Annotated in this window: 11 protein-coding genes; 10 read left to right on the top strand and 1 reads right to left on the bottom strand. The window is 68.3% G+C overall.

Annotated elements, in window-relative coordinates; all coding sequences use genetic code 11:
• Window positions 1-7: 7 nt before the first annotated feature.
• Window positions 8-853, bottom strand: a complete 846-nt coding sequence (locus tag ACFVYE_RS42740) for a kinase (RefSeq protein ID WP_383973508.1) — start codon at window positions 851-853, stop codon at window positions 8-10.
• Window positions 854-1,444: 591 nt separating this feature from the next.
• Here ACFVYE_RS42740 and ACFVYE_RS42735 point away from each other — a divergent pair.
• From ACFVYE_RS42735 to ACFVYE_RS42690, 10 genes are all read left to right on the top strand, one after another.
• Entirely contained in the window at window positions 1,445-2,737 is a 1,293-nt protein-coding gene (locus ACFVYE_RS42735) for a glycosyltransferase (RefSeq protein WP_389608816.1), read from the top strand.
• A gap of 286 nt (window positions 2,738-3,023) precedes the next feature.
• The gene (locus ACFVYE_RS42730; RefSeq protein WP_383973512.1) at window positions 3,024-3,836 is read left to right on the top strand and encodes a thioesterase II family protein; all 813 of its coding nucleotides are present in this window, start codon (window positions 3,024-3,026) and stop codon (window positions 3,834-3,836) included.
• A gap of 38 nt (window positions 3,837-3,874) precedes the next feature.
• Window positions 3,875-4,894, top strand: a complete 1,020-nt coding sequence (gene sbnB, locus ACFVYE_RS42725; protein WP_389608814.1) for a 2,3-diaminopropionate biosynthesis protein SbnB — start codon at window positions 3,875-3,877, stop codon at window positions 4,892-4,894.
• A 24-nt stretch (window positions 4,895-4,918) separates the two neighbouring features.
• Entirely contained in the window at window positions 4,919-5,719 is an 801-nt protein-coding gene (locus tag ACFVYE_RS42720) for a phosphosulfolactate synthase (RefSeq protein ID WP_383973515.1), read from the top strand.
• A 65-nt stretch (window positions 5,720-5,784) separates the two neighbouring features.
• On the top strand, window positions 5,785-6,030 hold the full coding sequence (locus ACFVYE_RS42715) for an acyl carrier protein (protein ID WP_383973517.1): 246 nt from the start codon (window positions 5,785-5,787) through the stop codon (window positions 6,028-6,030).
• On the top strand, window positions 6,030-7,274 hold the full coding sequence (locus tag ACFVYE_RS42710) for a beta-ketoacyl-[acyl-carrier-protein] synthase family protein (RefSeq protein WP_389608811.1): 1,245 nt from the start codon (window positions 6,030-6,032) through the stop codon (window positions 7,272-7,274). Before ACFVYE_RS42715 ends, ACFVYE_RS42710 begins: the two co-directional genes overlap by 1 nt.
• Window positions 7,275-7,330: 56 nt before the next feature.
• Entirely contained in the window at window positions 7,331-8,470 is a 1,140-nt protein-coding gene (locus tag ACFVYE_RS42705; protein WP_383973521.1) for a beta-ketoacyl synthase N-terminal-like domain-containing protein, read from the top strand.
• 63 nt (window positions 8,471-8,533) lie between these two features.
• Entirely contained in the window at window positions 8,534-8,770 is a 237-nt protein-coding gene (locus ACFVYE_RS42700; protein WP_383973523.1) for an MbtH family protein, read from the top strand.
• Window positions 8,771-8,866: 96 nt separating this feature from the next.
• Entirely contained in the window at window positions 8,867-9,850 is a 984-nt protein-coding gene (locus ACFVYE_RS42695; protein ID WP_383973525.1) for a methyltransferase, read from the top strand.
• A gap of 116 nt (window positions 9,851-9,966) precedes the next feature.
• A partial coding sequence (locus ACFVYE_RS42690) for an amino acid adenylation domain-containing protein (RefSeq protein WP_389608808.1) occupies window positions 9,967-14,401 on the top strand: 4,435 nt, incomplete at its 3' end.

The raw sequence follows: 14,401 nt of genomic DNA, 5'->3' as shown, positions 1-14,401 counted from the left end.
ATCGCATTCATCCGTTCGTTGTGAACTTCCATGACTCGACGATGCCGATGTCACGCAGCAACGCCTCGGCACGTGTGGAGCGGACGTCGACCGCGGGGTCGTCGCGGTCGAAGAGCAGTCCTGCCACGTCCCCGCTGTGCGAGATCTGCAGTCCCAACGCCCGCGCCTCCTCGGCGATCTCGAGGATCCGGTCGAGCTGGGGGATGGGGAGGTGGCGCTGGTTGAGCAGGGTGCTGGCGGTGGCCACGCGCCCGAGCTGCTCCACGTCCTTGGCCAGTACGGCCTCGCGGAGCATGGCGCGCAGTTCGGCGAACCGGAGCACCTCGTCATCGGTGTAGCGGGCGGGAGGCAGGGAAAGGGTCTCGACTCCGCGGCCCCCCTGCCCCGGCCTCGACCCGAAGCCCAGGACGTGCAACGCCGGTAGGGGATGGCCGAAGTTCTCGATGACCTCGCCGTCCCGATGGGCGAAGAGCACGGCTGTCGAGTCGAACATCAGCGAGTCGGATGCGATCTCGGCGCGCACCGCCAGCCGGGCCTTCGCCTCGGGGGACAGGCGCAGCGCGTACCTGTCCTGAACGGCGCCGATCGCCGCCAGTACGTCACTCGTGGAAGAACCGAATCCGCGCCCGAGCGGTACGTCGCTCGATATGCGCAGATGGCCGCCGACGGGTAAGCCGTGGGCGGCCAGGGTCAGCCGTGCGGCCGTGCGCGCCTTGTTCCGCCAGGCGGGGAAAACGGCGACGTCGGCCCGATCGCTCGAGGTGAACCGTGCGTGCACCGAATGGAGCGGGCAGGGAAGGGTCACGAGGCCGCGGCGCAGTGTGCCGCCGTCGGGGAACAATCCCTGGAGCACTTCGCCATGGTGTATCGGCGCCGACGCCTCACCCACCCGCCCCTCGCTCTGATGCACCTGTTCCCTGACTCCCTCTGGCACTTCGACGGTTGTCACATCCCTGATCGGATCCGCCCCGGGAAGGGGCGCAAGCAGGCGGAGCACGCAGGGGGAACAAGTGCCGGAAGACGGCATGCCCGTGGTGGGGATGGCCCTGTCCCCTCGTGTGCCCCCGTGGCCGAACGCACCATAACTCCTTGATTTGACCTGCGGTCGAGGCATTTTGCAAGTGATCACAGACACAGTGCGAGTGGGGACCGCCCACGGACGGCCTGCCCGGACACCCGGTCCCGAAGCGACCAAGGACCGTTCCCAGCAGCCAAGTTGGCGTGATCCCCTGGCTCTCCCGAGGGATGTCTGTATGATCCAGGAGATCCCGCCGGAGAGCAGGCAGGGACGTTCTCAAGCGGGGGCCGCAGCGCACCGCAGCACATGTGCGGCGCCCACGCCGCCTCCCCCCTCACACGCGCCGGCCGGTTGCGGACCGCCTCGATTCCTTCGGCAGCAAGTCGCCGTGCGCGCGGTTCCAGGTCCGGCTCAGAAAGGAACGGAATGAAGGTTCTGGTGTATGCCGCGGACGGAAGCCGCGGCGACATTCAGCCGTATCTGGCGCTGTCGTACGCGCTCAACCGGGCAGGACACACCGCCGTACTGGTCGGACCGCGCCTCTACGGTCCCTTCGCCGAGACGTACGGTGTGCCGTTCGCCCCGCTCAACGACGAACTGGTCCGACTGCAGTCCCGCCCGGACATCCGGGCGCTGTACCTGCACAACGACGACTCGGCGGTGCAGCGCCGGCTCCGGGAGTCCACGACCGCGCTCTTCCCCCGTGTCTTCCCGCTGATGCTGCGGGAGATGTGGGAGGTGGCGGCCGACGGGGCCGACCTCATCGTGTACTCGCCGTCCTCCCGGCAAGTGGTCCACCAGATCGCCGAGCGCCTCGGCGTGTCGCACGTCCTGGCCTCCCTCTACCCGCACTACGTCGTCTCCCGCGAGTACTCGCCAGGCCCGGGACTACGGCCCACCGCGACCAACCTCGAGGACCACGCCAGGGTCAACGGGCCCCTCGGACCGCCGATCTCCGACTGGGTGTCGGCGTGGCGCTCGGACGTGCTCGGGCTGCCGCCCCGGGACGGCTCCACCGACTTCAGGACCGACGCCCACGGCAATCCGACACCCGTGCTCCACGGCTTCAGCCCGCACGTCCTCACGCCCGCCTCCGACTGGCCCGAGTGGGTGCACACCACCGGCTTCTGGACGCTGCCCCACCACCCCGACTGGCAGCCCCCGGAAGAGCTGGTCGAGTTCCTGGAGACCGGCAGGACGCCGATCTCCGTGGGCTTCGGCAGCATGTTCGGCGGCGACCCCGAGGAGACCGGTGAACTGGTCGTCGAGGCGGTGCGCAAGGCCGGGGAGCGCGCGGTCGTGGTGGAGGGCTGGGGAGGCGTGCGGATCAGCGACCCGCCGGAGGACATCATGGTGGTCGAGGACGTCCCGTACGACTGGCTCTTCCCGCGGGTGCGCGCCGCCGTGCACGCCGGAGGCGTGGGAACGTACAACGCCGCACTGGCAGCCGGCATCCCCCAGATGGCCTGCCCCTTCCACAACGAACAGCAGATGTGGGCGGATCACGTCCACGGGCTCGGAGTGTCGCCGGCGCCCGTGAAGTTCCGGGAGCTGACGGCCGAGGCCCTCGCGTCCGCCATCGTCACGACGACCACCGACAGCGGCATCGCCCGGAACGCAAAGCGGCTCGCCGAGCAGTTGAGCACGAACAACGCCCTCGAAGCGGCCGTGCGCGTGCTGGAGCGCATCCACGAGGACGGGGCGGGGAAGACGCTCTGACGGCAGGTGTGCGTCGGGGCCGCTCACCGGGCGTGATCGGCGCGTTCGGTGACCGGCTCTCCGGCCTCGAACATCGTTGCCCTCGTCGCCCAACTCCCCTATGATCTTGACCGGTTCACAGTTGCAACATCACATGTGCCGACTCACACGGGGGTGAATGGCATGGTTCGTCGCTGTATAAGCACCAGTGCGCCGCTCGTCATGGCATTACGTGAGGGCTCCTCCGGAACGGCTGCCGAAGTTCCCTGCCAAATCGGGAATCCGACAGGCAAATGTTGTGGCGAGCATGGCTGTTGACCGCCTCACTCCCGGAGCGGAGTGGATCCGGCGTGTGGGGCGACCTCACGACACGCGCTTGCAACTCCTGTGCCTGCCGCATGCCGGTGGTGCCGCCAGTTTCTACAACTCCTGGTCCCGGTGGCTGCCCGACGGAGTCGAGCTGCTGACCGTTCAGTACCCCGGTCGTCAGGACCGCATCACCGAACCGCCCATTTCCAGGATGGACGACCTCGCGGCCCAAGTGGCCCAGGCCATTCAGCTCCACCTCGCGCACGACCCCCCTCTTGTCCTCTTCGGCCACAGCATGGGCGCCTGGGTCGCATTCGAAGTGGTGCGGCGTCTGGAGATCTTTTTTGGGCACCGGCCGCTCGGGCTGATCGTCTCCGGCCAGGTCGCGCCCCATGTGCCGTCGGAGCGGGAATGGCCGGACGGCAGCGACGAAGGGCTGATCGCCGAACTGCGCAGGATCGGTGGTGCGGACATCGCCCCAATGCTTGAGCCCGAACTCCGCGAACTGGTCATGCCTGCCGTCCGTTCGGATTTCAGTCTCGTGCGTGAATACTCCCCACAGCCGCTTCGCAGGATCTCCACGCCCGTCACCGCCTTTGCCGGTATTGACGATGCCGACGTTCCCTGGAATAAGGTGGCCGGATGGGAGGCCGCCACGACAGGGTCCTATGCGTCCCGTGAATTCCCCGGTGGTCATTTCTATCTGGTGGAGCACGAGAACGAACTCGCACACGAGGTGAACGCCACCATCCGTCGGCTCACCGGCGACAGTGCGGAACGTTCACCTCTCGGGTCGAATGCCGAGAACTGAGCGATCGGATCGGCCGTGAACGGGACACAGGGGGAATCTTGAACGCGTTGGACCCCATCGCACGTGATGGGCTGCTGTACCTGTCGGCCGCCGAGGTCGAATGCGCCATCGGCGGCGAGTACACCGTCTTCGTCGAGGCGATGGAAGCCGCGCTCCGCGCCCAGGCCGCGGACGACGTGGTGCAGCCGCTCAAGCCCTACCTGCGGCGCCCTGAACGACCTCATCCCACCGACCGCATCATCGCGATGCCCGCGTACGTGGGCGGCGACGTCCGGCTCTCCGGCGTCAAGTGGATCGGCAGCGCCCACGACAACCAGGAAGTCCGCGGGATCCCCCGGGCGTCGGCCGTCATCGTGCTCAACGACGCCGACAGCGCCTACCCCGTCGCGATCATGGACGGCTCCGTCGTGAGCGCCTGGCGGACCGCGGCGGTTTCCGCCCTGGCCTGCCGTCACCTGGCGCCCGAGGGCAGGCGCCTCGCCGTCCTGGGGACCGGACTCCTGGCGAGGACGCACCTCTCCCTCCTCTGCGAGACGTGGGGCAGACCCGACGCCGTGGACGTCCACGATGTCTCCCCCCGGCAGGCGGAGGACTTCGCCCGCTGGGCACAGGAAGAGCACCAGCTCCCCGTCGCGGTCCACGGCGACGCCGCCACCTGCCTGCGCCGGGCCGATGTCATCCTCGTGGTTACCACCGCGCCCGAGCCGTGGATCCCCGCCGCATGGGTACCGCGCGGCTCCCTCTTCCTGAACGTCTCGCTCGCCGACCCGATGCCGGACGTGGTCCGCACCAGCGACAAGGTCGTCGTCGACTGCTACGAGCAGGTCATGCGGCCCGGGAAGCTGCTGCACACCATGGCGCAGCAGGGCACTTTCGGTCCCGAGCGCTGCCACGCGGATCTCTCCGACCTCGTCACGGGCGCGCGCCCGGGGCGGGAGAAACCCGACGAGACCATTTTCTTCAACCCCATCGGACAGGCCATCGGAGACATTGCCTGCGCCGCCGCGGTCTACAGGCGAGCGGTCGAGAACGGCGCGGGCACTCGTCTGGAAAGGTGACCCCTTTCAATGAAGGAAAGATCAATGGTGTCCGAAGTGAAAGATGCGGCCTCCCCGCAGCGGGTTTTCCTCGAATCGTTGGGCGTCGTCCCGCGAGACCCCCGTACCTACCCCTTCGACCCGGGCTACGACGTCGGCACGGTGGCGAGCCACATCGGCCAGAGCCATGCGCTGATGGCGGGGCTCAAGCTCTCCATGGCGACGTGGCTGCTCATCGAGGACAGCAGCCTGCAGCAGAAGATCCGTGCCGCCAGGGACCACGGCCTGCCGGTGACGGTCGGCGGCGGAATGTTCGAGATAGCCGCGGACCGCGGGCAACTGGAGGAGTACCTCGACCTGTGCCGGCGGCTGGGCCTGACGGGCATCGAAGCCGGCCAGGGATTCACCCGCACCGATCTCCACCCCGGACGCGTGATGGAGGCGGCGACCTCCCGCGGCCTCACGGTGAGCTACGAGATAGGCGGAAAGCACGCCGGATCCTTCGACGAGGTGACGGTGAAGGAACTCATTGAGGAGGGCGCGCAGTGGCTGTGCGAGGGCGCCACCCACCTGGTCGTCGAAGGCCGGGAGAATGCCGCCGACGTGGGGCTCTTCGATTCCCGGGGCAGGCTGAACGGCCGGTTGGCCGACACCCTGGCCGATGAGTTCGGGCTGCAGCGCCTGATTTTCGAGGCGCCCACCAAACCGAGCCAGTTCGCGCTGCTCGACCACTTCGGGGCCGACGTCGCGCTTGGCAACGTACGCCTGGAAGAAATACTCAGAGTGGAAACTTATCGTCACGGCCTGCACAGCGACGCCTATGAGCGCTCGTTCCAGTTCAAATGATTTCGGCCATGTGTGGTCAACGGTAACTCTCTTTGCTGTCACGGGACTGAAGGGAAGGGGCAGCTGTGCTTTCTGTCGAGGGCGAGGCCAGGGTTCGTGAAATCATCTGCGACATTCTCGAAGTGGGAGAAGACGAGCTGACCCTCACCGGCCGGCTCCGGGAGGACTACGGCGCGGACTCCATGAACGCCGTCGAGATACAGAGTCAGATAGAGGTCGAATTCGACATCGAAATAGCACGGGAGGACCTGAATCGCATGGTCGACCTGAAGACGGTGCTCGAGCTTCTCGATACGGCCAAGGCCAGGTAATGGCACGCACGGGGGACAGGACGGGCGACGGGCGCCGACGTGTGGTCATCACCGGCATGGGTGTACTTTCCAGCATCGGAAACGGAGTCGAGCAGTTCGCCGAAGCACTGCGGGCGGGCCGCGTCGGCACGACGGAAATAACGCGATTCGATACCGAAGGCTTTCCGTACCGACGCGGACATCAGGTGGCGGGGTTCGCACCCGAGGACTGGATCGTCCACCTCCCGCTCGAAGAGGTGGGGCCAGCGGCCCGATTCGCCATCGCGGCAACCCGCATGGCCTTGGCCGATGCCGGTCTGAGCCCGGTCGAGTTGCAGGAGCGACGACGCGGCTTCATCGCCGTCGGCACGACGGACGGCGGGATCCCGGACCTGGACGGCGTGGTCGAGGCTGTCCTCCCCGGAGGTCTCGAAGACATGCCGGCAGAGCCGGCCCGCCGGGTGCCCGCTTCCCAGCTCTCCGTGCATGTGGCACGCGAACTGAGACTCGGCAACGTGGAGGCGATGTCCATCGCCACGGCCTGCGCCGCCGGAAACTACGCCATCGGCGCCGGGCTGGACGCCGTGCGGTCCGGAGACTGCGCATACGCCCTGGTGGGCGGTGCGGACGCGCTGTGCCGCAAGAACCTGGCCGGCTTCACCAGGCTCGGCCTGGTCGCCGAGACGGAGTGCCGCCCGTTCGACGCCGATCGCGACGGCCTGCTGCTCGGCGAGGGCGCCGGCATGCTCGTGCTGGAGGACGCCGAATCCGCACGGGCGCGGGGCGCGCGCGTCTACGCGGAAGTCATGGGCTACGGACTGAACTGCGACGCCCACCACCCCGTGGCCCCGGAGCGGGAGAGCGTCGGGCGGTGCATCCGGCTGGCTCTGGACGACGCTGGAATCAAGCCCGACGACGTCGATCTCGTCTCCGCGCACGGCACCGGAACCAAGACGAACGACGTCACCGAGGTCCAGGCCATGCGGGACGTCTTCGGCGACGCCATGCCGCGCACCGCGGCCGTCAAGTCCATGATCGGACACACCATGGGCGCGGCGAGCGCCATCGGAGCGGTGGCGAGTGCCCTCGCCATTCACCACGGATTCATTCCGCCCACGGCCAATCACCGTGGGACGGACCCGGAATGCGCCGTCGACTGCGTGCCCAACCGCTCGGTCGAAGCCGACATCCGGATCGTCCAGAACACCGCGCTGGCGTTCGGCGGCAACAACGCGGTGGTGGTCCTCGGCAGGCACGACGACTAGCGGCGCACACGGAAGCAGACAGCAGGTATGACGCCGAAGCCACCAAAGGAGCAGCCGTGTTAGGGACCGAGACGAACCGGGCGACCGATGGCGGGGCGACCGGTGCGGTGATCACCGACTGGTCGGCCGTGTCACCGTTCGGTGTGGGACGCGAGGCCTTTGAGCAGGGACTGTCGGCCGGCCACGAGACCGCCCGTACCCCCGAGACCGCCGAATGGGGAGTCGTGGCGGACGCCGGTGCCCGGCTGGTGCCGGACTTCCAGGTCCGGGAGGTCCTGGGGAAAGCCGGAACCAGGGGTCTCGACCGGGCCACGGGCCTGGCGATCACCGCAGTACGGGAACTGCTGCGCGACGTACCCGACATCGTTGCCGACGGAGGCCTCGACACCGCCGTGGTGCTGGGGACGACGACCGGCAGCGCGCAGGGCTACGCGGACCTGACACGCGCCTCCTTCGAGGGCCGACGCCCCCAGGACGTACCGCCCGTGGCCATCCCGAACATGGCGATGAACAGGGCGGCCTCCGCCAGCGCCATCTTCCACGGCGTCCGCGGGCCCAACAGCACGATCGCCGCCGGACGGGTGGCGGGCCTGATGGCCCTGGAGTACGGCCGGCGGCTGCTGGCCCAGCACCGCGCGGACAGCGTGCTGGTCGGCGCCACCGAGGAGTACTCCCAAGCCCGCTCCTGGATCGAACACCACCGGCGAGCCGGCTCCGAGGACCGGGTGGAACTGGGCGAAGGGTCCGCCGTACTGCTGCTGGAGCGATCGGAGGCCGAGGCGGCGGCCGCAGGGCGCACCGTGCTGGCCGAGGTGCTGTCGGTCACGTCCCGCGTCGATGTGGACGGCGATCCCGCCGAGGCCCTCCGTGCCTGCGTGGCAGCCGCCCTCGAGGCCGCCGAGGTGACCGCCCAGGACGTGCGGGACGCCGTGCCGAGCAGCTGCGGCGGTACGCCCGAGTCGGCGGAGATCCGGGTACTCACCCGGATGTTCGGCGCAGAGGCGGTCGCCCGCCCCGAGATCGGCTCACTGATCGGGGACACGTCCGCCGCCGCCTCCCTCTTCCAAATCGTGGCGCTGCTCAGCACCGCACAGCGCCGCAGTGGCGGCGGTGACCGCCTCGCGGTCGTCACCGCCACCGATCCCGACGGAGCGGTGGCCGGCGCGGTACTTCGCCTGCTCCCGGTCGGTCGATAGAAAGCCTGGTGCCCAGATCCGTTCAGGCACCGAGGAATCCGTTCTGCAAGGAAGGAACACACCATGGCCAACCCGTTCGAGGACCCCGAGGGCATCTACGTCGTTCTGGTCAATGACGAGGGACAGCACTCCCTCTGGCCCGCGTTCGCCGTAGTGCCCGCAGGGTGGACCGTCGTCCACGACAAGGACAACCGTCAGGCCTGCCTCGACTACATCAACGAGCACTGGGTGGACATGCGCCCGAAGAGCCTGGTGGACGCCATGGGCGGCACCAACTCCTCAACCGAACCGACCTCTTGAACTGACGTCATGACCGAAAGGCACAGCTGGGTGAGTACGGACAGAGACCGTGTCATCGCCACCGCGACTGACCGAGTCGTTCGCGAATTCCTCCGCATGGCCGACGACAGCATCGTCGCCGTACTGCCGTACGCGCTGTCCTTCGCCGCACGCCTGGCGATCGCGGACGAGCTCTCCGCCTCGGCGAAGAACGTGAAGGACCTGGCCACGGTGTTGAACGTGGCACCCGGGGCCCTGGAGAGGCTCCTGAGGACCCTCGCCAGCTGCGGCTTCTTCACCGAGGACAGTGAGGGGCGGTTCTCGCTCACCCAGCTGGGCCAATTGCTGCAGAGCGACTCTCCCGTCTCGATGCGGGCCACGCTCAGGAACCTCGACTCGTACCGTGCCTGGCTCGGTGCGGCCGACACGATCGCCACCGGCCGGCCGGCCTTCGACAGCGAGTTCGGGGCCGGGTTCTTCGCCCACAAGGACCAGGACTCCACGGAGGGTGCCACGTTCGACGAGCGCATGCGCGAGCGGGCGAGCCGTCTCTACGCAGGCCTGGCCGCACTCCCCGCCTGGGACGGCGCGCGGTGCGTCCTCGACATCGGCGGAGGCAAGGGCGCCGTCCTTGCCGCGATCCTGACGGCGAATCCCCAGATCAGGGGAATCCTCTTCGACCGGCCCAGCGTGGTGGAGAGAGCAGAGGTGTCCGGAGAGCTGGCCCCGCTGCGCGACCGCTGCGAGACGGCAGCCGGCGACTTCTTCCGAGCCCTGCCGAGCGGGGCGGACGCACACCTGATGTGCAGCGTCCTGCACGACTGGGAGGACGACGAAGCCGTCGAGATCCTGAGCAGGAGCCGGGAGGCACTGGAAGCGGACGGCCGCCTGCTCATCTGCGAACTGATCCTTCCGGAGTCGAACGAACCGCATCCGGCGTGGTGGAGCGACCTGGGAATGATGGTCGTCCTCGGCGGCCGGGAACGCACCCTCGAGCAGTACCGCTCCCTGCTTCGGCTCGCAGGACTGGAGATCTCGAAGGTCACTCCACTCGCAGGCTCGTTCTTCACCGTGATCGAGGCGCACAGGGTCCCGGTCTGACCGGCTGACCGGCAGGCCGCCGAGCACGAGACGAAGGTCCGGGGACGACACCCGGCACAAGAGGGTCCTGTCGTGCTGTCCGTTCCAGTTTTGGCTTCGAGTTTGAGGTGATGAGGGTGTCCGAGGAGCAGAGCGCGCACTGGGAGTTGTCCACTGCGCAGGCAGGAATTTGGTTCGGCCACCAGCTGGACCCCTCGGGGCACGCCTACAACATCGCCGAGTACGTCGAGTTCCAGGGCGAGATCGACGTCGTCCTCTTCCGGAAGGCCTGCAGGCAGGCCTTCCGCGAATCAGAGGCACTGCAGCTGCGGTTCAGCGAGGGACCGGACGGAGTGCGGCAGACCGTCGACCCCTCCCTCGTGCCGGACGTCCGGCTCGTCGATGTCTCAGGCGAACCCGACCCCGAGACCGCAGCGCGGGACTGGATGCAGGCCGACCTCGTCCGGCGTGTGGACATCCTCACCGATCAGCTCTGGACCTTCGCCCTCTTCGAGATATCCAGCCGGCGGTACTTCTGGTACGCCCGCTTCCACCACATCCTCATGGACGGTTTCGGCGGCGCGCTGTTCCAGCAGCGCGTGGGGGAGATCTACGCGGCCCTCCGGTCAGGGACTGCCGTCCCGGTCGCGGACGAAGACGTGAGAAACCTTGCCCCGCTCCGCGAGGAGAACGAGAAGTACCTCGCCTCCCCGAAGTTCGCCGCCGACCGCGCCTTCTGGATCGACAAGTTCGCGGATCGTCCGCATCCGACGACGCTCGCGTCCCGCGAGCCCGGCGTCAACGGCCGCTTCACCCGGGTGACGACGCAACTGGACGCTGCCGTCAGCGCCACGCTGTCCGACCTCGCCCACACCCGCAGAACGACACGCTCGGTGGTCTTCATCGCGGCCGTCTTCGTCTATCTCAGCCGCATGACCGGCGAACGGGAGATCGTGCTCGGCCTTCCGGTCATGGGGCGCAAGTCGCCGCACGCCCGGAAGACCCTCACCACGGTCTCGGACGTACTGCCCCTGCGCCTGAAGGTCTCCGGGGAGGACTCCTTCAGCGATCTCCTCGGCCAGGCCACGGCCGAGGTCAACCAGGCACTGCGCCACCAGCGCTTCCGGTCCGAGAACCTGATCCGCGAGATCCGCGGAGGAAACCAGGCCCAACGGATCTGGAACGTCGTCGCCAACATCATCTCCTTCAACGACGGCATATCCCTGGGCGACCTCCACGGTGTCCCGCACAACCTCTCGAGCGGTCCGGTGCCGGACCTCTGCATCGTCGTCCGCGACCCCGACGAGGGCCGGGGACCGACCATCGACTTCGACGGCAACCGCGACCTCTACGACCCCGAGGAAGTCGCCGGCCACCAGACCCGCTTCCTGCACCTGATCCACCAGCTCATCACCGACCCCGGCGCCCCCCTGCGCCAGGCCGACATGGTCGAACCGGACGAGCGCGAGCGGATGCTCTTCCACTGGAACGACACCACCGTCGACTACCCGCACGACGTCGCCGTCCACGAACTCTTCGAGGCCCAAGCGGCGCGGACACCCCACGCCCACGCCGTGACAAGCGGCGACACCGTCCTGACGTACGAGGACCTGGACGCCAGGGCGAACCGTCTGGCCCGTCGACTTCTCCGCGCCGGCGTGACCACCGAATCCCGGGTCGCGGTCCTCCAGGAACGCTCCGTGGGCGTGGTGGTCTCGTCCCTCGCGGTACTCAAGGCCGGCGGTGTGTACGTACCCATCGACCCGAACCAGCCGGCCGCACGTTCCGAGTTCATCCTGCAGGACACCGCCGCCATGGTGCTGCTGACCGACAAGGCTCCGCACGACATCGGGTTCACCGCGGACATACCCGTGATCCGGGTCACGGACCAGGGAGAGGCGGCATCCGGAGCCGACAACTCCGGCGCCGCGACGACCGGCAGCGGCGCGGCGGCGGACAGCAACGCGGGCAGCCCGCGGGCGAGGGCCGGGGTCGACTCCGAGCAGCTCGTGTACGTGATGTACACCTCCGGCTCGACCGGCGTACCCAAGGGGGTGGCCAACACCCACCGCAATGTCGTCCACCTGGCCGCCGACAAGTACTGGTGCTCGGGCCGGCACGAGCGCGTGCTCATGCACTCTCCCTACGCCTTCGACGCCTCGACCTTTGAGATATGGACGCCGCTGCTCACCGGCGGGTGCGTCATAGTGGCACCGGCAGGGCTGCTCGACGCTGCCGATCTGGCCAAGGTGATCGCCGACCAGGACGTGACCGGTCTGTTCGTCAGCGCCGGCCTGTTCCGCGTCCTCGCGGAAGAACACCCTGCCTGCTTCCAGGGCGTCCGCGAGATCTGGGCCGGCGGCGACGTGGTCTCGGCCACCGCCGTACGGAGCGTCCTGGAGGCCTGCCCCGGCACGGTCGTCGCCAACGAGTACGGGCCCACCGAAACCACCGTCTTCTCCGCCGTCAACCCGCTCCGCGACCCCGGACACGTACCGGAAAACACGGTCCCCATCGGCCGCCCCCTCTGGAACACCCAGCTCTACGTCCTGGACGAGGCGCTGCGGCCGGTCGCCCCAGGTGTCGGCGGCGAGCTTTACATCGCCGGCGACGGCCTGGCGCGCGGCTACCTCAACCGCCCCGAACTGACCGCGAGCCGCTTCGTCGCCAACCCCTTCGGCGGACCGGGCGAGCGGATGTACCGCACGGGAGACGTGGTCCGCTGGCTCGCCGACGGCACCATGGACTTCATCGGCCGCGTCGACGGCCAGGTGAAAGTACGCGGCTTCCGCATCGAGCCGGGCGAGATCGAGACGATCCTGGCCGGGCACGAGCAAGTGGCCCAGGCCGCAGTGATCCTCCGCGAGGACACCCCCGGCGACAAGAGGCTCACGGCCTACGTGGTCCCGCCTGCCGGCACGGATCCGGCCGGCGTGCACCCGGGCGTACTGCGTGCGTTCGTAGGCGATCGGCTGCCGGACTACATGGTGCCTTCGGCGATCGTGGTGCTCGACGCCCTGCCCTTGACCCTCAACGGGAAGCTGGACCGGCGGGCGCTGCCGGCACCGGAGTACGCCATGGACGGCTCGGGTCGAGGGCCTCGTTCGCCACGCGAAGAGATCCTCTGTGGTCTCTTCGCTGAGGTTCTGGGCGTGGAGTCGGTGTCGATCGACGACAGTTTCTTCGAACTGGGTGGTCATTCGCTGTTGGCGACCCGTCTGGTGAGTCGGGTCCGGTCGGTGCTGGGTGTGGAGGTGAGCATCCGGTCGCTCTTCGAGGTTCCGACGGTGGCCGGTCTCGTCGACCGGCTCGATGAGGGTGGTCGGGTTCGGGAGCGGTTGGGTGTGCGGGTGCGGCCGGAGGTGCTTCCGGTGTCGTTCGCGCAGCGTCGGCTGTGGTTCCTGGGCCAGTTGGAGGGTATGTCCGCGACGTACAACATCCCGCTTGTGCTGCGGCTGAGCGGGGCGTTGGACGTGGAGGCGTTGCGGGCGGCGTTGGCGGATGTGGCGGGCCGGCACGAGAGCTTGCGGACGGTGTTCCCGCAGGTGGACGGTGAACCGCGGCAGGAGATCCTGCACGGTGCATCGGGAGTCCCCGACGTCATCGTGGAAACGGTGCCTGCCGAGGGTGTCGCATCGGCCGTGGCCGGGTTGGCGCGCAAGGGCTTCGAACTGGAGCGGGATCTGCCGTGGCGGGTATGTCTGTTGGAGGTGGCGGACGCCGCCGATGAATGGGTTCTGGTGATGGTGGTCCATCACATTGCCGCTGACGGCTGGTCGATGGGCCCGTTGGCGAGGGACCTGTCGGTGGCGTATGCGGCCCGCCGCGAGGGGCGTGGCCCGGCGTGGCAGATGCTTCCGGTGCAGTACGCGGACTACACGCTGTGGCAGCGCGAGGTCCTGGGCAGCGAGGACGACCCGGGGAGCGTGGTCGCGGGGCAGGTCGCCTTCTGGCGGGAGGGTCTGGCGGGGCTCCCTGAGCAGTTGGAGCTGCCGGTGGACTTCCCGCGTCCGGCGGTTGCTTCGCATGAGGGTGGTTCGGTCGGGCTTCGTGTTCCGGACGAGGTGCATGCCCGGCTGGTGGAGCTGTCCCGTTCGTGTGGTGCGAGTGTGTTCATGACGGTGCAGGCCGCGTTGGCGGTGCTGCTGTCGAAGATGGGCGCCGGCGAGGACATTCCGATCGGGACGCCGGTGGCGGGACGTACCGATGACGCCCTGGATGACCTGGTCGGGTTCTTCGTGAACACGCTGGTCCTGCGGACTGATGTCGCAGGTGATCCGACGTTCCGAGAGGTAGTCGAGCGGGTCCGGGAGACAGACCTGGCGGCGTTCCAGCATCAGGACGTGCCGTTCGAGCGGCTGGTGGAGGTCCTCAACCCGGCCCGTTCCATGGCCCGCCACCCCCTCTTCCAGGTCATGTTGGTGTTCCAGAACAATCGCCGACGGGATCTCGACCTCCCTGGTGTCCGGGCTGACGTGGAGTCCGTTCAGGGTGCGGTGGCGAAGTTCGACCTGTCGTTCAGCCTCGGGGAGATCCATGATGGCGATGGGGAGCCTGCTGGTCTGGAGGGGC

Origin of the sequence: Streptomyces sp. NPDC058239 (genome assembly GCF_042882185.1) — a bacterium.
GTDB lineage: Bacteria > Actinomycetota > Actinomycetes > Streptomycetales > Streptomycetaceae > Streptomyces.
The sequence above is the reverse complement of the archived record's forward strand: the minus strand, read 5'-3'. Positions and strand labels throughout refer to the sequence as shown.